At 63.0% G+C, this 19,411-nt stretch carries 23 protein-coding genes; 6 read left to right on the forward strand and 17 right to left on the reverse strand.

Annotated features, from left to right (window positions below):
• Positions 1–265 precede the first annotated feature (265 nt).
• Complete coding sequence (locus HCN58_RS06760; protein WP_171578548.1) at positions 266–493, forward strand: DUF2188 domain-containing protein; 228 nt, start codon at positions 266–268, stop codon at positions 491–493.
• Positions 494–627: 134 nt separating this feature from the next.
• Here HCN58_RS06760 and HCN58_RS06765 read toward each other — a convergent pair whose 3' ends face one another.
• Together HCN58_RS06765 and HCN58_RS06770 are read right to left on the reverse strand one after the other, a co-directional pair.
• The gene (locus HCN58_RS06765; RefSeq protein WP_171578549.1) at positions 628–777 is read right to left on the reverse strand and encodes a hypothetical protein; all 150 of its coding nucleotides are present in this window, start codon (positions 775–777) and stop codon (positions 628–630) included.
• Positions 778–792: 15 nt separating this feature from the next.
• On the reverse strand, positions 793–1,146 hold the full coding sequence (locus HCN58_RS06770; protein ID WP_171578550.1) for a cupin domain-containing protein: 354 nt from the start codon (positions 1,144–1,146) through the stop codon (positions 793–795).
• A 139-nt stretch (positions 1,147–1,285) separates the two neighbouring features.
• Between HCN58_RS06770 and HCN58_RS06775 the strand changes: the two genes are divergently transcribed.
• On the forward strand, positions 1,286–1,534 hold the full coding sequence (locus HCN58_RS06775) for a hypothetical protein (protein ID WP_210265881.1): 249 nt from the start codon (positions 1,286–1,288) through the stop codon (positions 1,532–1,534).
• Between the two features lie 196 nt (positions 1,535–1,730).
• On the forward strand, positions 1,731–1,943 hold the full coding sequence (locus HCN58_RS06780) for a hypothetical protein (protein ID WP_171578551.1): 213 nt from the start codon (positions 1,731–1,733) through the stop codon (positions 1,941–1,943).
• A gap of 28 nt (positions 1,944–1,971) precedes the next feature.
• Here the strand turns inward: HCN58_RS06780 and HCN58_RS06785 are convergent, their stop codons facing one another.
• From HCN58_RS06785 to HCN58_RS06845, 13 genes are all read right to left on the reverse strand, one after another.
• Positions 1,972–3,207 (reverse strand): c-type cytochrome, encoded by a 1,236-nt coding sequence (locus HCN58_RS06785; protein WP_235983418.1) that lies wholly within the window; start codon positions 3,205–3,207, stop codon positions 1,972–1,974.
• Between the two features lie 106 nt (positions 3,208–3,313).
• The gene (locus tag HCN58_RS06790; RefSeq protein WP_171578666.1) at positions 3,314–3,685 is read right to left on the reverse strand and encodes a gamma-butyrobetaine hydroxylase family protein; all 372 of its coding nucleotides are present in this window, start codon (positions 3,683–3,685) and stop codon (positions 3,314–3,316) included.
• Positions 3,686–3,718: 33 nt separating this feature from the next.
• Complete coding sequence (locus HCN58_RS06795) at positions 3,719–3,874, reverse strand: hypothetical protein (protein WP_171578553.1); 156 nt, start codon at positions 3,872–3,874, stop codon at positions 3,719–3,721.
• Between the two features lie 30 nt (positions 3,875–3,904).
• Positions 3,905–4,903, reverse strand: coding sequence for a formate dehydrogenase subunit gamma (locus tag HCN58_RS06800; RefSeq protein WP_171578554.1), 999 nt, complete (start codon positions 4,901–4,903; stop codon positions 3,905–3,907).
• Between the two features lie 44 nt (positions 4,904–4,947).
• The gene (fdh3B, locus tag HCN58_RS06805; protein ID WP_171578555.1) at positions 4,948–5,544 is read right to left on the reverse strand and encodes a formate dehydrogenase FDH3 subunit beta; all 597 of its coding nucleotides are present in this window, start codon (positions 5,542–5,544) and stop codon (positions 4,948–4,950) included.
• A 12-nt stretch (positions 5,545–5,556) separates the two neighbouring features.
• Positions 5,557–8,508 (reverse strand): formate dehydrogenase subunit alpha, encoded by a 2,952-nt coding sequence (locus tag HCN58_RS06810; RefSeq protein ID WP_171578556.1) that lies wholly within the window; start codon positions 8,506–8,508, stop codon positions 5,557–5,559.
• Positions 8,509–8,518: 10 nt separating this feature from the next.
• Positions 8,519–8,728, reverse strand: a complete 210-nt coding sequence (locus tag HCN58_RS06815; RefSeq protein ID WP_171578557.1) for a twin-arginine translocation signal domain-containing protein — start codon at positions 8,726–8,728, stop codon at positions 8,519–8,521.
• Between the two features lie 28 nt (positions 8,729–8,756).
• Complete coding sequence (locus HCN58_RS06820) at positions 8,757–9,545, reverse strand: molecular chaperone TorD family protein (protein ID WP_171578667.1); 789 nt, start codon at positions 9,543–9,545, stop codon at positions 8,757–8,759.
• Positions 9,546–9,666: 121 nt separating this feature from the next.
• Positions 9,667–10,332 (reverse strand): DUF3306 domain-containing protein, encoded by a 666-nt coding sequence (locus tag HCN58_RS06825; RefSeq protein ID WP_171578558.1) that lies wholly within the window; start codon positions 10,330–10,332, stop codon positions 9,667–9,669.
• The gene (locus tag HCN58_RS06830) at positions 10,329–10,838 is read right to left on the reverse strand and encodes a DUF3305 domain-containing protein (RefSeq protein ID WP_171578559.1); all 510 of its coding nucleotides are present in this window, start codon (positions 10,836–10,838) and stop codon (positions 10,329–10,331) included. Before HCN58_RS06830 ends, HCN58_RS06825 begins: the two co-directional genes overlap by 4 nt.
• 93 nt (positions 10,839–10,931) lie before the next feature.
• Positions 10,932–11,954, reverse strand: a complete 1,023-nt coding sequence (locus tag HCN58_RS06835) for a DUF6352 family protein (RefSeq protein ID WP_171578560.1) — start codon at positions 11,952–11,954, stop codon at positions 10,932–10,934.
• Positions 11,951–12,526, reverse strand: coding sequence for a DUF6505 family protein (locus tag HCN58_RS06840; protein WP_171578561.1), 576 nt, complete (start codon positions 12,524–12,526; stop codon positions 11,951–11,953). Before HCN58_RS06840 ends, HCN58_RS06835 begins: the two co-directional genes overlap by 4 nt.
• Before the next feature lie 7 nt (positions 12,527–12,533).
• Positions 12,534–13,268, reverse strand: coding sequence for a biotin/lipoate--protein ligase family protein (locus tag HCN58_RS06845; protein ID WP_171578562.1), 735 nt, complete (start codon positions 13,266–13,268; stop codon positions 12,534–12,536).
• A 189-nt stretch (positions 13,269–13,457) separates the two neighbouring features.
• Here HCN58_RS06845 and HCN58_RS06850 point away from each other — a divergent pair, with 189 nt between their 5' ends.
• Both HCN58_RS06850 and HCN58_RS06855 read left to right on the forward strand, forming a co-directional pair.
• On the forward strand, positions 13,458–15,497 hold the full coding sequence (locus HCN58_RS06850) for a 4Fe-4S binding protein (protein WP_171578563.1): 2,040 nt from the start codon (positions 13,458–13,460) through the stop codon (positions 15,495–15,497).
• 7 nt (positions 15,498–15,504) lie between these two features.
• Positions 15,505–16,356 (forward strand): Mrp/NBP35 family ATP-binding protein, encoded by an 852-nt coding sequence (locus tag HCN58_RS06855; protein ID WP_171578564.1) that lies wholly within the window; start codon positions 15,505–15,507, stop codon positions 16,354–16,356.
• Positions 16,357–16,727: 371 nt separating this feature from the next.
• Here HCN58_RS06855 and HCN58_RS06860 read toward each other — a convergent pair whose 3' ends face one another.
• Positions 16,728–17,753 (reverse strand): histone deacetylase family protein, encoded by a 1,026-nt coding sequence (locus HCN58_RS06860; RefSeq protein WP_171578565.1) that lies wholly within the window; start codon positions 17,751–17,753, stop codon positions 16,728–16,730.
• A complete protein-coding gene (locus HCN58_RS06865) occupies positions 17,750–18,490 on the reverse strand; it encodes a GntR family transcriptional regulator (protein WP_235983420.1) in 741 nt (246 codons plus the stop codon). Before HCN58_RS06865 ends, HCN58_RS06860 begins: the two co-directional genes overlap by 4 nt.
• A gap of 127 nt (positions 18,491–18,617) precedes the next feature.
• Here HCN58_RS06865 and HCN58_RS06870 point away from each other — a divergent pair, with 127 nt between their 5' ends.
• Positions 18,618–19,406 carry a class II aldolase/adducin family protein gene (locus HCN58_RS06870; protein ID WP_171578567.1) on the forward strand — a complete coding sequence of 263 codons (789 nt, stop codon included), beginning with the start codon at positions 18,618–18,620 and terminating at the stop codon, positions 19,404–19,406.
• Positions 19,407–19,411 lie beyond the last annotated feature (5 nt).

A 19,411-nucleotide genomic window follows, 5' to 3' on the forward strand; every position in this document is an offset into this window, starting at 1 on the left:
GCGCTGGAGCAAGCGCGGGCCATGCCTCATGGTCCTGCACGAAGCGAAGCTTTGAAGCGCGCAGGTCTTCTTCAGAAGGCTGCCGACACGCAAGGCCTGACTTTCGCCAAACGTGGGCGCCCCCCGAAAACCTGAGCAATCCTTCACGATAGCCTAGCCCGGAGCCCCGCACAGCGTGGGCGCGTGACGCCCTACCAATGGCAACGCGAACGGAACCCGGCAGCGGGTCTCCACGTTGGCCTCGCGAGGCAGCAAGGAGGGTTCGATGGGATTGGCCGAGTACATGATTGTTTCCGAACCGGACGGCTGGACGGTCCTCCACGACGGAAACGCGCCGCACCGATATGATACGAAGGAGGCGGCCTTCGAAGCAGCCGTCGCTGCCGCGTCGCTGGCACTCCGGCAAGGGCACGAGATTCATGTCAGCGTTCCCGGCCGCGACGCCGGCAACAAGACCGCCCTCGGCGCCCAAGATCCCCAAAGTGTGCCGTGATGTGGTAGATCGTAGCGCGGATGAGCGACCGACATTCGGGATAGGTGCCCGAGAAAAACCGGATGTGGTTTCCGCTCATCCGGGCTCACCGGATTCTTTCTATTCGGTCCGTTGGAGAGAATCGATTTCCCGCCTCAGCCCTGGTTCTCTCGATACCGCTGCCGAACGATTTCATCGCCGGCCTGCGCCGCGGCCCTGTTGCGATAATGATTGCTCAGCGTCCCATAGATCAGTGCGGTAAGAAGCACGAATGCGCAGATGAAATACGCGGCTTCGAGTCCCATTACATTCTCCCAAATTCAGTTTGAGCGCGTATTTACTTCGTCGCGGCCATGCACTTGCGCCGGCGGTGCGGTTGCTTCCACGGCCGTGAATGGCTCGAGAATGCGATAGCTGTGTTTGGCATGCGCAGGCACCAGCCAGGAGTCGCCCGGCTCCAGCTTTATCGTCTGGCCCTCGATGAGAAGTTCGGCGCGTCCCTTCACGACATAGCCCACGGTTTCGTAATCTCTCGGTTCGGATACGTCGGTTTGCGGCTGTTCGTTTTCCCATAAGCGCATCGAGAGGCGTTTTCCGGAAACGAGATAGGTTTGACCCATCGTTCCCTTGGGTGCGGTTTTGCTGGATACCTTCTTGACGGTGCTGTCGCTCATCTGCCGCTCCATCTCGCTTCATCTGGAGTCAATGGGGCGTGGCACCGCCGGTTCCACTTAGTGCTTCAATTTAACGGCGCCTTTATGGACGCAGGAGGAACCTGATTCTCCGGTCCGCGTTTTTCGAATGAGCGGATCGATGGACGTCGGGGAGGATTTTGTGGACGACTTCAGAGACATTCAGCACGGCGTCAACGATCCCGTTGATGGCCTCGACGTGAAGCGAAGGTTCAAAGAGAACCAGACGCCGCACGAACGCGCCCAATCCGCGGCGGACGTTCGCTCCAGCGCCGTTGCCGCTCCGGACGAAGAGTTCCTGCCCGAAGCCCTGAGGCGGCGGCCAACGGGTCCGCTCAACCCGCGGACCGGTCGCCGCCCTTGTCCGTAGGCAGATTCCCTTCCATATGCGTAATTCGCCGATGGAAACGTTTAGCAAATGCGGACGCGCGTCATGACGCACGAGGGCCGGCGCCGATCGGCAAAAACAAGATCGTGATAGGTGACCCAGGCCACATTCGCGCGTGACCGTTGGCCGTAATGCGGTGGTGCAAGTCACACTGCATATCGAGCCAACGGAGTTTTCCATGAAGCGTCTGTTGATTTCCGGATTCGTGGCAGTCGCTCTGCTCGCTGTCGCAACCAGTTTGCATTCCTACTCGATTTCCGGTGACCGTTCTGCCGCAACCACCGGCGTGGCACCGTTGAAGAAGACGTCGACCGCCGCTGGCGTCAACAAACTTCCAATCGAGGAATTTGAGGATATGTCGCTGGTCTTTTCAGCACCCCCGAAGCCCTGACAAACCGGAGTCGCCGAGTCGATCAGTCCTATCGCTTGGTCGCCCGCTCGAGGAATTGGACCAGCGCGGCGCGGTCTTGCTCCGAGCCGATGCGCTGCTCTGGCATCTTGGTGCCGGGCGTGTAGACCTGCGGCCCGACTTCGAACAGTTTGGAAACCGTCTCCGGCGTCCAGACGATGTCGAGGCGCTTGAGTGCTTCGGAAAATTTGTAGCCGGGCGCGGTTGCAATCCGTCGGCCGAAGATGCCGGCAAGCGTCGGCCCTGCGCGGTTGGCCTGATCGGCACCAAGCGTATGGCAGGCGACGCAGGCACGAAAGACCTCCGCGCCGCGATCGCCGGCATAGGCGGCGAGCGGATCTCCTGCCGTTTCCACAAGAAGCGGATCGACCAGCTCGCCCGTCGCGGCGTTCCAGCGTCGGATGATGTTATCAGCGCCGCCCGTGAGCAGCGTGCGGCTGTCCGGCAAGAACGCCACCGACCAGACCGGAAGGCCCGGGCCGACCAGCGTGCGCGCGAGCGTGCGCGTCTTGCGATCGATCACCGCCACCGCGCCGCCGATGCCCGCGGCAGCAACCATCGACCCGTCCGGCGAAATCGCAATCGAGATCACCGGTCTTGGTCCTGCCGCAACCTCGCCGGCGCGCGCGCCGCCAACGGTCAGGAAATAAACCTTGCCGTCGGCGCCGCCGACCGCGATTTCGCCATCACTGCCTGCGGCCACGGCGTTGAGCGGTGTCGGCATCGGAACGACGGTCGGGGTTTGCGCTCCCGACAGCGGCCAGATGCGAGCGCTGAGATCGTAGCTGACGCTGACCAAAGCGCGGCCGTCGGCGGTGAACGCCACGCCGTTGACGTTCTGCGTATGCTCATCGAGCACGCGCGGCGTGCCGCCTGCGAGCGGCCAAAGCCGCACCGTGTGATCCCACGAGGCCGATGCGAGCGTTGCACCATCAGGCGATACGGTGAGCGCCACGATCGGCGCGGTGTGGCCTTCGAGCACCGCGTCGGGCTCTGCCTTGCCAAAGGTCCAGATGGCGATGCGACCGTCGGCGCCGGCGGTCGCCGCGCGTCCCTCGCCGAGCAGCGCGACGGCGTTGACTGCGTCGGAATGGAAGCGAAGCACCTGCTCGGCCGCATTGCGCGTCAGCGACCAGCGGATCGCGGTCGAATCGAAGCTGCTGGAGATCGCGCTTTGCCCGTCGGCCGATATCGCCAGCGCGCGCACCGGCCCGCCATGCCCGCGCAGTTGGGCGACGGCAGCCATTGCGCCGATCGGCAGCGCGATCAACACGGCCGCGAGGGTCAGAAGCGCCGATCGGCCTCTGTCTCGACATGGAGCTTTCGCCGAATCCCTCGATGCCATTCGGCCCTCAGCGCACGCCCGGCCTGTCGCGGTCGAGCCCCTTGGCCTGCAAGTCGTCGAGGTAATCCTGAAAGCGCCGTTCGGCATTCTCACCGAGATCGCGCAGAAACGTCCAGGAGTAGATGCCGGTCGCGTGCATGTCGTCGAACCCTATCCTGACGGCATAATTGCCGACAGAATCGACCGAAAGAATGGTGATGTTGCGTTTGCCGCCCACGGTCTTGCGCTCGGCTTCGGAATGCCCCTGCACTTCGGCGGACGGGCTGGTGACCCGGAGCAATTCGGCGGAGAGCTCGAATGTGCGGCCATCGTCAAAGGCAACCCGCAAAGTGCGGCGATCCTTCGGCAGGCGGATTTCGACCGGCCACGCCACAGATATAGCCGGTGCGCTCACGCGGCGCTCCAGCCCCGATTAACCCGGACCGACAAGGTTGTGGCCAGGATTGCCCACCCTGGCGCTGCCGGTCGCGAAGGCCTCATAGCTCGGCCGCTGAACGGAATTCAGCACGATCGACATTCCGGCCGCGACAATCGCCGCGAACACCAGGGCCGCAACAAAGACTTTCATGGCACTCCCTCGAATCTTGACCCGGCCGGCTCATTCGGCCGCCGCGGTCCTTGGCGCGCTGCCCGAGGCTGCGCGAGCCTGCTCTTCTTCGACCCAGAGCGAGTGATGCTCCTTGGCCCAATTGACATCGACCGTGCCGCTGCCCATCGCCTCGAAGGCCCCTTCCATGCCGATGGTGCCGATGTAGATGTGCGCCAGCATCGCCGCCACGAACAGCACCGCCACGATCGAGTGAACGACCTGCGCCCACTGCATGCCCTCGATCCCGGACAGGTAGAACGGAAACATCAGCAGATAGCCGCTTACCGCAACCGCAGTGCCGCCGATGATGACGATCCAGTAAATCGCCTTCTGCCCAGCATTAAACCGATAGGCCGGTGGATGATCGTGGCCGATGATGCCGCCGCCTCGCTTCAGCCAATCGATGTCCACCTTGTTCGGGATGTTACCGGCAATCCAGATCAGGAAGATCACGACCACCCCGATGGTGAACGGAAAGCTCAGATAAATGTGCGCATATTTCGCCCATTGCGACCACTCGGAAAACGCTTCGAAGCCAATGAGTGGCAGGAGCAGCGGACGACCAAACGTGATGTTCAGTCCCGAGATCGCCAGAACGATGAAACAAGCCGCGGTCACCCAGTGCACGAAGCGCTCAAATGCCGTGAAGCGCACGATGGTACGCCCCGAGCGACCGCTCTCGAGCCGGACCATGCCGCGGCTGAGGTAGAAGATCACGAGCACGGCCAGCATCCCCAGGATGGCGATGCCGCCGATCCACCGCAGCGTCACATTACGGAATTCCCGCCAATCGCGGCCGGCGGGTTGTACGAGCACGCCGGAGCGCTGGTCGGGAATGCTGACGCGGCCCTGGATCCGGTTCAGCTCCTGCAGGAGCTGCTGCTCCTTGACCGAACTCGCGGTCGGATTCACCTGCTGGGCAACTGATGGCGCCGGTAACGCGATGACCAGCAGAAGAAAGGCCCACGCACCGATCGTGAGGCGGATCAATCTTGCAAACGACGCCATAGTCCCTCTCCCCGGTATCTGCGCGATCGCAGCCGATGCTGTCCTCAGGACTCGATCGTCTCGCGATAGGCGGTCTTCCAGCCCCACGCCCCGGAGCCGTAGCCGCGCTTCATCACGCGTTCTTTGTAAATTTGGGCGATGATTTCGCCGTCGCCGGCGAGCAAGGATTTGGTCGAGCACATTTCGGCGCATAGTGGCAGCTTGCCCTCGGCGAGACGGTTCGCACCATACTTCTCGTACTCCTCCCTGCTGCCGTCGGCCTCGGGCCCGCCGGCGCAGAAGGTGCATTTGTCCATCTTGCCGCGCGAGCCGAAATTGCCGACCTTCGGATATTGCGGCGCACCGAATGGACACGCGTAGAAGCAATAACCGCAGCCGATGCACAGGTCCTTGGAGTGAAGCACGACGCCGTCGGCTGTGGTGTAGAAGCAATTCACCGGGCAAACCGCCGCGCAGGGCGCGTCGGTGCAATGCATGCAGGCCATCGAGACCGAACGCTCGCCCGGCTTGCCATCGTTGATAGTGACGACGCGGCGCCGGTTGATGCCCCAAGGCACCTCGTGTTCGTTCTTGCAGGCAGTGACGCAGGCATTGCATTCGATGCAACGGTCGGCGTCGCAGAGAAATTTCATACGTGCCATGGTCGTTGCTCCTTATGCCGCCGCGATTTGGCAGAGAGTGACTTTGGGCTCCTGCATACCGGTCGCGGGATCATATCCGTAAGTGGTGATCGTATTCGCGCTTTCGCCGAGAACGATCGGATCGGTGCCCTTCGGGTAGGCGTCACGAAGGTCCTTGCCTGCGAACCAGCCGCCGAAGTGGAAGGGCATCCAGGCAACACCCTTGCCGACCCGCTCGGTAACCAGCGCCTTCATCTTGGCCTTGGAACTGCTCTCGGCGCCGGTGACCCAGACCCAGCCGCCGTCCTTGATGCCGCGTTCGGCGGCATCGGCCGGGCTGATCTCGATGAACATGTCCTGCTGCAATTCTGCGAGCCATGGGTTGGTTCGGGTTTCCTCACCGCCGCCCTCATATTCGACAAGGCGGCCCGAGGACAGAATGAGCGGAAACTGCTTGGCGATCCCCTTCTCCACCGCCGCCTTCTGCACGGAGAAACCGATGTTGGGCACACGGAACTGCTTGGCGTCCGGCCGCGTCGGATACTTCGCCACCAGGTCCACGCGCGGAGTGTAGATCGGCTCGCGGTGCACCGGAATTGGGTCCGGCAGCCCGAAGGCATTCATGCGCGCCTTGCCGTTGCCGTACGGAACACAGCCGTGCTTGAGAGCCACACGCTGGATTCCGCCCGACAGATCGAGCGACCACGACACCGTGTCGGGATTGGCGGGATTGATCTTGCTGATGACGGCCATCTCGGCCTCGGTCAGCTCCGTATCCCAGCCGAGTTTCTTGAGGCTCGCCAAGGTGAACTCCGGATAGCCATCCTGGATCCCGGAATCTTTGGAATAGGAGCCATCCGCCAGCAGGCTAACCTTTCGCGTCGAGCCGTCGGGAAGCTTATCCTCGCGCTCGACGCCGAAACGCGGCCGGAACGTGCCGCCGCCGTCCATCACCGAGAGATTGGTGTTGTAGAGCAGCGGCGTGCCCGGATGCTTGACTTCCGGAGATCCCCAGCACGGCCACGGCAGTCCATAATAGTCGCCGCCGACTTCAGGATCGTCCTTGGGCGCCCGCATCGTCAGCATGTCGAACTTCGCCTGGTTCTTCATGTGCGCCTTGAGCCGCTCGGGCGATTGCCCGCAATAGCCGGTCGACCAGCTTCCGCGATTCATCTCGCGCAACACATCCTCGGCTTCCGGAAGATTATTCTCGACCTTGATGTTCTTGAACATCTTGTCGGCGAATCCGAGTTTCTTCGCCATCAAATAGATCACCTCAAGATCGTCCTTCGATTCGAAGATCGGCTTGACGATCTGTTCGCCCCACTGCAGCGAGCGGTTCGAGGCAACGCGCGAACCCTTGCACTCGAATTGCGTGGCAACCGGGAGAATGTAGACGCCATCCTTGCGTCCCGCCTCGACGGCGAGCGAGGCCCAGGTGGTCGGATGCGGGTCGGCTATGACGAGCAACTCGAGCGCCTTCAGGCCGTTGAGGGATTCAGGAATGCGCGTGATGCTGTTGCTGGCATGTCCCTGCACGAACACCGCCCGCACATTGTCTTTCTGCGCGACTTGATCTTTCGGCAGCGTCACCGCGTCAAACCAACGGGTGAGCGGGATGCCGGGCGTTTCCATGATCTGCTTGGAGTCGAAGCGCGACTTCAAGAACTCGTAATCGACTTCCCAAACCCGCGACCAATGCTTCCAGGCACCTTCGGCGAGGCCGTAATAGAACGGCAACGTGACGATATCGAGCCCGACGTCGGTTGCTCCCTGCACGTTGTCATGGCCACGGAAGATGTTGGCTCCCGTGCCGGCCTTGCCTACGTTGCCGGTCATCAATAGGGCGATGCAACTCGCCCGTACGTTCGCGGTGCCGACGGTCTTCTGGGTCTGGCCCATGGCCCAGATCAGCGTTGCCGGCTTCTCCGTCGCAAACATCTTTGCAACGCGCTTGAGCTGTTCGCCAGGAACTCCGCTGACGCGCTCGACCTCTTCCGGATTCCACTTCTCCACTTCCTCGCGGAGCTCCTCGAAACCGTATACGCGCTGTTTGATGAACTCCTTGTCCTCCCAGCCGTTCTGGAGGATGTGCCACATCATGCCGTAGAGCACCGGGATGTCGGTGCCCGGCCGCATGCGCACATATTCGGTCGCGTGAGCGGCGGTTCGGGTCATGCGTGGGTCGATGACGATAAAGTTGGCCTTTTGCAGCTCCTTGCCCTCGAGCAGATGCTGCATCGATATCGGATGCGCCTCGGCCGGATTGCCGCCCATGATGACCTGGGTTTTCGCATTGCGGATGTCGTTGAAGCTGTTGGTCATCGCGCCGTAGCCCCAGGTATTGGCCACGCCGGTGACGGTCGTCGAATGGCAGATACGCGCTTGATGATCGGTATTGTTGGTGCCCCAGAACGCGCCGAGCTTGCGGAACAGATAGGAGCCCTCATTCGTCATCTTGGCAGATCCCAGCCAATAGACGGAATCGGGGCCCGACTTTTCACGAATTGCCGTGAATTTGTCGCCAATCTCGTTGACGGCCGTCTCCCACGAGACCCGCGTCCACTGCCCGTTGACGAGCTTCATTGGATAGCGAAGCCGCCGCTCGCTGTGGACCAGTTCGCGCACCGATGCGCCCTTGGCACAATGCGATCCGCGATTGATTGGCGAATCCCAACTCGGCTCCTGCCCGATCCAAACTCCGTTCAGCACTTCCGCAGTCACGGTGCACCCGACCGCACAATGCGTACAGATGCTCTTGCGGACGGTCGCCCCCGAGGTGAGCGGCCCGGCCGCGGCAGCTTCCGCCTTGCGGACGCTGCCGACCGGCAGCGTGCTCAGCGCAGCCAGCGCGCCGCCGGCAAGGCCAGAGCGGCGCAGGAAAGCACGGCGATCGAGACCGCCGCCGCCCTGCCCCAACAAGGCCTGCGCAACTGATCCGCGACGGCCAGATTCGGAACGTTGTTCTGTTCTCCTGATCAGCACGGCGGCCTCCTCAAGCAGGATAACGATTGACGCGGTAAAACGCCTTCACGTGATCGGTTTCCTTGTAGCGCGCCTTGCGCTTTTCATCATTGTTCTCGCTGTCGGCATGCGCGGGCGTGATCAATGGCGTCGCCAGCGTCGCACCGGCACCGACCGCGCCCGCGCCGACCTTGCGCAAGAAATCGCGGCGACCAACTGTCGTTTTCTTCTCGTCCCTCATCGCATCTCTCCCGGACCAGCGCCCCTGGTCAGTTGGCGAAGGTAAAAGATTCAGTTTCGATTTTCATAAACACTTGGCCGAGCGTCCCGACCGATTTGTAAAACTTGGCACTCGTTGCCCGCTCCATGTCGGCGAACATGCGCCCCATCCACGAGACGATGTGCTTCTCGAAGAAAGCGCGCTGGCTTGCTTCCGATGCCGGGAAGCGGCCAGACGCAAATCCAGCCATGATCTCGCACAACGTGCCCGCATGATCCTCGGGTTCGAAATTGTTCTCGACGCGCTCGATGCCGCGTGCGGCGAGGTCATCGCGAAGACGGGAAAGTGGGCGTTCGTTGAGAAAGCCGGTCAGATAGTAGGAAGCATAGGGCAACAGCTCGCCACGCCCGAGACCTACGAACAGATCGAAATATTCGCGCTCGACACCGGTGGTCACGACCTCCGATGCGGCCTCAGCCAAGGCGGCATGGGCGCGACCAAGCGGCGTTGTGTCGCCGCGCAAATGCGCGATCTCACCAAGCAAGGCGTTCGACGGCGGACTGGAAAGCAATACGGCGAGCAGTTCGTATTCCCGCGCGCGAGCGGCATCGACGGGATCGATAATATCGATAATATTGTCTGGCACAGCGGACTCGGCATAGAGATCGGGACGAAGTTGTTGACGCGGCACGCCGGTCGCGGTCTCCACCGCAATCACCCTTCCAACAGGCACCCTGTTCCAATTTGAGACCGAAGGCTGCGCAATGCCAATTTTGCGGGCAAGCTGAGCAACGCCGCCTGCTGCATCAATGGCACGATCTAGGCCCGCATCGCGCATGTGGACCTCCCATCCCAGGTGCCAAGCGCTTGATATCGCTTTAGTTGGAAGAATTCTAAACGGGGGTTCCCGAGCGGTCAATCGGTAGGTATAGTCCGAAACTATAGCATTTCGTCGCAAGCTAACGAGGTCGCGCACCGCCATGTGTGCGGCGCCGAATGGGAGGGTCCTCGCTGTCGCTTGCCTCTGCGGTCGACGGTTGCGATGCAGCAGAACTTGTCGCCGGTTCAGCCGGCGTGGACTCCTCCGCCGTATTCGGCGCGCCTATCACTTCCGTAGGATTCGGCTCTTCCGCGGGATTGCGCCCGGAAGAAGCCAGCCGCCCGACTTCCTTGACCTCTCCGACTGGGTCTGTGAGCGCCTCGGCAGCCTTCCTGACACCTCCGACGATCCGGTCGACGAGCCCACGAAGCTCCGCCTCTGAGCAGTCGAGCGGTCCGAATCCAGGCATCGCATTCGGATCATTGAAATCCCAGGCGTTCTCCGCAAGCCCGATAAAATCCCGTATGGCAGGATCGGCGGTCCAGGCGCGACGAAGCGCCGCACGGCTCAATTCCTGTGGAATGCCTTTGCGGAGGAAAGCCGTGATGTCCGTGCCGGCATCGATCGAATCGATTGGCGGCAAGTTCGACAGATCGACCTCCGACGCTCCCGGGTCTTCAGCCGCATTCGAGGGAGGGGCCGGGCTGGGCGCCGGCGTCGGCTCGGCCGGCGGCAAAGCATCGTTGCCGGACTTCGTTTCCCGCTTTAGGCGAGACCAGCGCGCAAGGAATTCCTCGTCGCTCATTCGTGCCCGCCTTCCTGATGACGCCGCGCAAGCGCTTCCGGATCTGCGCGACCGAGCTTTCGCTTGACGAATTCTCGTTCGACGTGGTGCTCGCCAATGAACTTTTCAATCGCCTCGCGACATACTTCGGGCATCGGCACCGCTTCGACAAGGTTGACGCCTGCTATGGTGAAGGCCTCTCCTTCCGCGGGATCGGCGGTGACCGCCGAAACTGCGTAGGGCCAGGGCCCCTCTGAAGGGCTCAACACGACCCAGATGCTGGGCGAGCGGGACGCAAGATTATCTCGATAGCGCTCCGTTTCGGAACGGTAGAGATCGACGGTGGCGCTGCCGGCATAATAGATCGCCGTCTCGTCCTCCTCGCGCAGCAGCGTCCACGGCTTCATCTCAGGTTCATCCGGCAAAACGCCGATGCCGCGCCAGACGAAATCAATCCATGGGGAATCGGCTTTGTGGCGTTCGACCACGACGCCTACGGGAATGCGCAACAAGGGTGTCGTGCTCAACTTGAAGACTCCAGGTACTTGATCAGCAATTCCATACCGATTTCACGGGACCATGCGGTCATTGCCATGCTCGATCCTCCATTTGGTGACCGCTCATGCGACATTCGCGGCCGCTGACAGCGGCAACCCCGCGACCAGATTCTGCGGCTTCAATCTCACCACCCTGTCCGCGCCCATGGCGAGGATGAGGTAGACCGGCTTGTCGCCGACCCGCTCGTCGACCAGCCGCACATCCTCGAAGGTCAGCCGCATCAGGGCAACGATTCGTTCGGCAACGCCGTTCTCCAGCCGCTCGCCGCGCCACAGCGCATTGCCGATCCGCGTCGCCTCGCTGTCGAGGCCGACGAACCAGCGCCAGTCCCGGTCCTCGATCGAGGCGATGGTTTCGACGCTGACGGTAACGCCGAGCAGATGAGCGATCCAGCGCTCGACAACCCGGCACAGCCCGGCGCGCGCTTTTTTGTTGCCGCCGATGTTCATCACCATCGCGTGCGCGTCCGACCGCGACCAGTAGGTCCAGGCGTTTTCGTCGTCCATGACGTCCATCTCGCCAAAGGACTTCGGCTGCTGCAGCATGGCTGTCAGCGGCGATGAATGCAGGTCATGGTGGGCATGCTGCTCCGCCTCGATGACTTCCGCATCGGCGAGCAGCAACGTGCCTTCGTGAACGGCGGCCAATTGGCTGCGATAGAACAACTCCGCAGCACGCAACATATAAGGGTCGTCGCAGCCTTCGAGCGCGTTGCGCAGGATCAGGTGGCACAGCTGCGACAGAAAGATCGGCGGCAGATCGCCAGTCCCCTTGCGGGCCAGCGCGACATAGACCGCTTCCAGCGACGGCGCCGCTATCAGCCGGTCGCGGAAATGCACCATGAAGGACCAGTTTTCCCGCGCGTCGGCGTCGGCGAGCGCGGCAATCTCCGCGCTCGAAACCGGTCGCAACGGATCGGCCATCAGGGTTGCATGCAGATGGCGCTCGGCCTCGCAGGCGTCGGCCGGCGGCATCAATTCGGGCCGTGCCAGATAGGCCATAATGAGTTCGGGCGTGGCGACCAACCCGCCGTGGTCGGCGCGGCGCGTGAGGTGATGGCCCGAGGCGACCCAGAATTCTCTCATGTACGATCCGTCGTAGTGGCGTCACTCCTGATCAGCCCAAGAAGATCGACCTCTTCGGCAGGTTCAACATCACCTTCGACTTCATGGAAGGTAAAGGCGCTGGCATGGGCGTGCAACTGGTCGGTATCCGCGGCGGCCGGGCGCGGCTTGAGGGTACGAAAGCGTTCGCGGATTTCGCCGTTTTCGACGCTGCGCTGCACGGCAAGCAGCGTCTGCGGCGGATGTTCGCAGAGCGACGCCGCAAACGCGATCTCTTCCTCGGCGGCAAGGCGCGCGGCCTCGGCATCGGGTGCCCCGAATTTCTCCATCAACTGCGCGGCCAGCCGCTCGACCATCGCCTGCCGCTCCGCCTCGCTCGCTTCGGTAACCACGGCAAGTGTCGACCATCCCAAACTGTCGATCCCGAGAAAGCCGGAACGCAGCGCCACGCGCTGCTTCTGGCCGAGCGAGGCCGGATCCCGGTTCCAGAAAACGAACGCGCCGGAAACCGCCCATTCGCCGGGTTCCGCCGCCCGCTCGAACACCAAGGTATCGGATGGGTCCAGCCTTATTGTTCGCGGAAATTTCAGCATATCCGCCTCATCCGAATTTCGGACCGCGTGCCCGCGGATCATACCAAGCGGCGCGTCCCAGCGCATCCACGAGACTGCTCCGCTCCGGCGCTCCACTGCCAGCCGGCAGACTGACCAGTAGATCGCCGTTGAGGTCGATGCCCCGGCGCTCGCCGGCCTTGCGCTTGGGCAGCCGTTCCAGATAGTCCCGCGCGATCGCCTCGAAGCCGCGCTCCTTCCAGCGGTCGAACGCCGTCATCAGGTGGCGGGCGAAGCTTTCGATGATCCCATCGGTATCGACCAGTTCGAAACCTTCGCTCAGCAGGGACACGCCCGAGGCCGCCTGCACCTCTGGAAGATGCGCCATGGCGGCGGCGCGCAGGATCACGCCGAAAACGAGCCATGAGGGTATGTCGTATTCGGTGCATTCAGCGGGCCAGCCGAGCCGCCCGCCGCCGAGTAATCCCGCGTCAAACCGGATCGCGTCGGGCCAGTCGAAACTGACCTCCCGCTCCGGTGGACAATGGGCGGCAATCGCGTCCGCCAGCGCGTTCATGCCGGCAAAGAACGCCCGGCGCGCCGACTTGAGCGGCTCGTCGGGTTCAAGCACCACCGCGAATTCGACCAGATCGTAGCGGCGAACCCAAACTAGCGTCCCGGCCCCCGCCTCGCCCGCTATCTCGCAGCCGTGCGCAAAGGCGTCGCCGAGCTCGCGCAACGCGACCAAAGTATAACCGGGTGGCAAATCGAGCGTCTGTTCCATATCTCTTGGACGAACGATCACGAGCGGCTAGCCCCTAATTGCTCCGCGAGCCGCTTGTGTATGCTATCCCGCGCAAGTTGGCCACGCGAGCGGCCTTTGTATCTTGCAGATATCCGTCCGAGCGGTTACCGCAGAACCGTAGGATGAAGCAACAACCCGCTTGATGCTCCGGGTTCAAGGTATTTCAACATGAGTGCGGCGACATCTCGCCTCCTGGTTTGCAGTTGCGAGAAAACCATGCCGCTCGACGCGGAAGCGATCGGGCGTGGCTGCACGGCGAACATCACGCAGACAAACCAGCTTTGCGGCCTTGACCTCGACCGGTTCAAGGAGGCGCTCGCCGAAGGCGGGCCGATCACGGTTGCCTGCATGCAGGAAGCGCCGCTGTTTCAGGAAGTCGCGGAGAATTCCCCGCAAGTCCAGCTCACCTTCGTCAACATCCGCGAGACCGGCGGCTGGTCGAAGAACGCCGCCGCAGCCGGTCCGAAAGCGGCGGCGCTGATTGCCGCAGCCGGCGAAGAGATGCCCCCGCTCTCGCTGGTGACGCTCGAGAGCAGCGGCGTTGCACTGATCTATGGCCGCGACGAAATCGCCATCGAGGCGGCGCAGCGACTCGCCGATCGTTTGGACATTACCGTGCTTCTGACCAGGCCCGGCGATGTGACCCCACGCCGCACGAACGAATTTCCCGTGCTCAAGGGGACGATCCGCAATGCGCGCGGACACCTCGGAAGGTTCGAGCTTGCAATCGACGACTACGCCATTCCATCGCCCTCCTCGCGCGCGAAGCTCGTGTTCGGGCCCTCGCGCGACGGCGCCACCTCGACCTGCGATCTGATCCTCGATCTCTCCGGCGGCACACCGCTGTTTCCCGCGCATGAATTGCGCCCCGGCTATCTGCGCGCCGATCCGCGCAACCGCGCTGCCGTCGAGCGCGCGATAGCCGATGCCGGCGCTCTGGTCGGCACCTTCGACAAGCCACGCTTTGTTAATTTCGAGCCGTCGCTGTGCGCGCATTCGCGCTCGTCTATTACCGGATGCACGCGCTGTCTCGACCTGTGTCCGACCGGCGCGATCACGCCGAACGGGAACGCGGTTGCGATCGACGCCAGTGTTTGCGCTGGCTGCGGCTCCTGCGCCTCTGTATGCCCGACCGGTGCGGCCTCCTATGCGCTGCCAAGCGCGGACGCGCTGATGCGGCGGCTGCGCACGCTGCTGCTAACCTACCGCAAGGCGGGTGGAAGCGACGGTGTCGTGCTGTTTCACGACGGCGAGCACGGCGAGGACATCATCGATGCCCTGGCACGGTTCGGCGAGGGCTTGCCGGCCAACGTACTGCCGCTGCGCGTCAACGAAGTGACGCAGGTCGGACCAGAGATCATCGCGTCCGTCTTCGCCTATGGCGGCAGCGGCGTCGCGCTGCTGACGCGCGCAAAACCGCGCCACGACGTCACGGCGCTTCGCCGCGCGGTCGAGACGTCGGATCGGATCGTTAGCGCTCTCGGCTTCGGCGCCGGCATCATCCAAATCATCGAGACCGACGATCCGGATCAACTGCGCGCCATGCTGGATGCCGCCCCTCACGGCGTCGCCACGCAAAAGCCGGCCGGCTTTGTGCCGCGCGGGGCGAAACGCGGCGTGCTGGAAACGACGTTTCGCGAGCTTCATCTCGCCGCGCCGGCCCCCGTCGATGTCGTACCGCTGGCGCCAGGCGCTCCCTTCGGCACCGTGAACCTGAATGTCGAAGGCTGCACGCTGTGCCATGCCTGCGTCACCGCCTGCCCGACGGGCGCGCTATCAGACAATCCCGACCGCGCGATGCTGCGCTTCACCGAAAGCCTCTGCGTGCAGTGCGGGCTTTGCCAATCCACCTGTCCCGAGAAGGTCATCAGCATCGAACCGCGCCTCGACTTCCGAGCCTGGAATAACCCGCAGCGCGTGCTGAAGGAAGAAGAGCCGTTCAACTGCATCGCCTGCGGCAAACCGTTCGGCACCAGGAGCTCGATCGAGCGCGTGCTGGCCAAACTCGGCGGCGAGAAGCACTGGATGTTCCGGGGCGCCAACGCGCGGCGCCTCGAGGTCATCAAGATGTGCGCAGATTGCCGCGTCGAAGCCGTGGTGAACGAGAGCTTTGACCCGCATGCCGCGCCGCAGCGCCCGCCGGTGATGTCGACGGAAGATTATCTGCGCGCGCGCGAAGTTAAGAAGGACGATCCGCTTGGATCGTGAGCAGCAAGTGTCCGCCACCCCTCCAGATCTCAAGGGACGCGCAACGTCGACAGCCGCCGGCATTCCCGGCGTCAAGCACGTCATCGCGGTCGCCTCCGGCAAGGGCGGCGTCGGAAAGTCCACCACCTCCTGCAACCTCGCGCTCGGCTTCGCCGCGCTCGGACTGAAAACCGGCATTCTCGACGCCGACATCTACGGCCCGTCGCAACAAAAACTGTTCGGGCTGCGCGGCAAGCCACGCCAGCTCGGCCCGCGCATGCTGGAGCCGTTGGAACGCTTCGGCGTCAAGGTGATGTCGATCGGCTTTCTGGTCGAGGAAGACAGCGCCATGATCTGGCGCGGGCCGATGGTGATCTCGGCGATCACGCAGATGCTGCGCGAGGTCGCGTGGGACGATCTCGATATACTCGTCGTCGATCTGCCGCCCGGCACCGGCGATGCGCAGCTCACCATGGCGCAACAGGCGCCGCTTGCGGGCGCGGTCATCGTCTCGACGCCTCAGGATATCGCCCTGATCGACGCGCGGCGCGGCATCGCGATGTTTCAGAAGGTGAGCATTCCGATCCTTGGCCTGATCGAGAATATGTCGAGCTTCTGCTGCCCGACCTGCAACCATGTCACGCCGATCTTCGGTCACGGTGGCGCGCGGAGCGAGGCGGAACGCCGCGGCATTCCCTATCTCGGCGAAATCCCGCTCGATATCCAGATCCGCCAGACCTCCGACGAGGGCCGCCCGATCGTCGCCGTCGCGCCCGACGGCGTCCATGCGAAGCATTATGTGAAAATTGCGCATGAAATCTGGACCGCGATCGTCACCGGCGCGGCACACCGGCCGCCGCCGCGCATCGTCATCGAGTAGCCGCCGCGCAGTAACTCACGGGCTCATGAAGACCGGATTGATCGGCCCTGCTCCGTCGGCAAGACCGAGTGCTCGGAATTCATCCCGGTGCAGATCGATCACAAGGATCGACAGGATCAAGGAAAGAGCGGCAGCGACGTAAATCAGAAGTGGCGATGCCGACCTGTTGGCCGCATCGCGCGGCGCAGCCGTCCGCTCTCGGGAATAGCTCCAGAATGGAGCCAGTGGAGCCCGCAAAGCTGAGAGCATTCGGACCGTTCTGCGTTGCATCGCGCCCTGAGCCTAGATCGGCCCATGGCCAATGTCGAGATTTGGGCAACAGGAAATCGTACCACACCTGCAAGCAGCCGTGGCACGAGCCGATGTGTGAGCTAACGCGCCTCTTCAAAACCGCCAAGCACAGCAGTGAGATTGGCCCCAAGAATCTCCGAGAGATAACCGCCCTCCTGAACGAAAACGGTCGGCAGGCCCAATCGCGCGATCGCGGCGCCAATTCGCCGGAAGCCATTGGTCGTCACCGCAAGGCCCGCGAGCGGATCGTGCTCCGAAGCATCGAGACCGAGCGCCACCACCAGCGCGCCGGGCGCAAACGCGCGGATGGTTTTTTCCGCCTCGCCGATGGCCTCTATATAGTCGTCGTCCCCGGTGCCCTTCGGCAATGGGATGTTCAGATTGGCGCCAAGGCCAGGTCCGGCACCGCGCTCATGCGCATATCCCCAGACGAACGGATTGAAGAAGACGGGATCGGCATGGATCGAAACGGTGAGAACGTCGGGCCGTTCGTAGAAGATGCCCTGCGTGCCGTTGCCATGGTGCACGTCGACATCGAGAACAGCGACCCGCTCGTGCTTCAGCTTAAGTTGAGCCGCCGCGACTGCGCTGTTGTTAAGAAAGCAGAATCCGCTCGCGAGATCGCGATAGGCGTGATGACCGGGCGGCCGGCAGAGCGCGTAAGTCGCATCTTCGCCGTCCATGACGAGCTGGGCGGCGGTTGCGGCAACATCGGTCGCCGCACAGGCCGCAGCCCAGGTGCCGGGGCCGATCGGGCACGATGTATCGATCGTGTGCCAACCGAGGCGGCCGACGATGTGAGTCGGATACGTGCCAGCGTTACGCACCGGGTGGACGTTGGCAATCATCTCGGGACCGGCATCGCCGAGCGCGATCCAGGCGTCCCAGGCTTCCTCGAGGAAACGAAGGTATTCGGGGCTATGCACCCGCGCGCGCGGCCCCTGACCGAACACCGTCGGCTCGACGAGCGAATGCTTGCCGGCCTTCAGCCCCGCAAGCAACCGGTCGGCGCGTTCGGGCTGCTCGGTGGTGCGCTTGACGAGGCCGCGCACCAGGAAGAATTGCGGATCGTGGCTTCGATGCAGTTCGGTATAGACGGCCTTCACACGGTAACTCCGTTGGCTGGATCCAGAATCAGGCCCGGCGGTACGCCGGCATCGCTGACCGGCGGCGCGAGTTCGCGGACCAGCTTGCCGACTTCCCGCCAGGCGTGACCGATATGATAATCGACATGTGCGGTGATGCGCTCGGGATGCCCGGCTTCGATGGCGGCCAGCAGCGGCTCGTGCGTCCGGGCGATCTCGTGCGGATCGTCGTACAGGCGGCCGATCAGCCCGATCACCATGCGCAACTCCGCTGCCAGGTCATCGAACAACCGCAGCAAGCGCCGGTTATCCGCAATCTCAAAGATCAGCCGGTGAAAGCGATAGTCCTCTTCGACCTGCCGGGCGGGATCGTCGAGATCGGCGGTCCGGTGCAGAACGTCGATTTGCCGCCGTAACGCGTCGCGCGATTCCGTCGTCAGCTTGCGCGCCGCCAGTACGCTGGCGTGCCGTTCGATGCAAAGCCGTAAATCGTAGATCTCGTCGATATTCTTGATTTCGAGCTTGCGCACGAAAAAGCCGCGGCGCGGTCGCGCCACCAGCAGCCCCTGTTTCTCCAATAGCCGCGCCGCCTCCCGCACCGGTGCGCGGCTGATGCCCAATTCGCGGGCAATCCCCGCTTCCACCACTTTCGACCCCGGCGGCAGGCGCCCCTGAACGACCGCCTGGGTCAGGATGCGAGCGACCTGGCCGACCAGATCACTGTCCGCAAGTGCCGGTAATCCAACAGGAAGAGACATAGGTCGCATTGGCTAAACCCGCGTCAATCTGCGTATATTTTTTAATCGTCGATTGTCGACAGTTTAGTCTTGCCCTAATGCTGTGCCGCACGCAAGCTGAAAACGTTGAACGTGGACAAAGGCGGAAATGACCAACGCAGCTCAAAACACCGCAAAGGCATGGCCTGCGGTGGAAGACCAGACACTCCAAATCCGGATCGACCTCGCGGCGGCCTACCGGCTGATTCACCGGCTTGGTCTCGACGACAGCATCTACACCCACATCTCCGTCCGCCTTCCGGGCCGGAACGACCGTTTCCTCATCAATCCCTATGGGCTGCGTTTCGATGAAGTCACGGCTTCCAACCTGGTGACGGTCGACCTCGACGGGCACGTGATTGACGACCCGATGGGGCTCGGCATCAATCCGGCCGGCTTCACCATTCACAGCGCGATCCATGCCGCGCGGCATGATGCGATCTGTGTTCTGCACACGCACACGGTCGCCGGCATCGCCGTCGCCTGTCAGAAGCAAGGGCTGCTGCCGCTCAATCAATGGTCGCTGCAGTTTACCGACTGCCTCGCCTACCACGACTACGAAGGCATCGCGCTCGATCTCGATGAACGCGCGCGCCTGGTCGCCGATCTCGGCGACAAGTTCGTGATGGTGCTGCGCAACCACGGCATGCTGACCTGCGGGCGCTCCGTCGCCGAAGCCTTCAAGCTGATGCACAACCTGGAACGCTCCTGCCGCGCCCAACTCGCCGTGCAATCGTCTGGCGCCCAGACTATCCCGCTGTCAGACGCCGTGGCCCGCAAGACCGCCGGCCAATACGCCAGCTTCTACGACGCGATCGAACTGGGCGGCGTGCCCGACAGCGAATGGGCTGCCTTCAAGCGGATGCTCGAGCGGACGGATCCCGACTTTGCGAACTGACAACG

The sequence above is a fragment of the Bradyrhizobium australiense genome (genome assembly GCF_013114825.1).
GTDB lineage: Bacteria > Pseudomonadota > Alphaproteobacteria > Rhizobiales > Xanthobacteraceae > Bradyrhizobium > Bradyrhizobium australiense.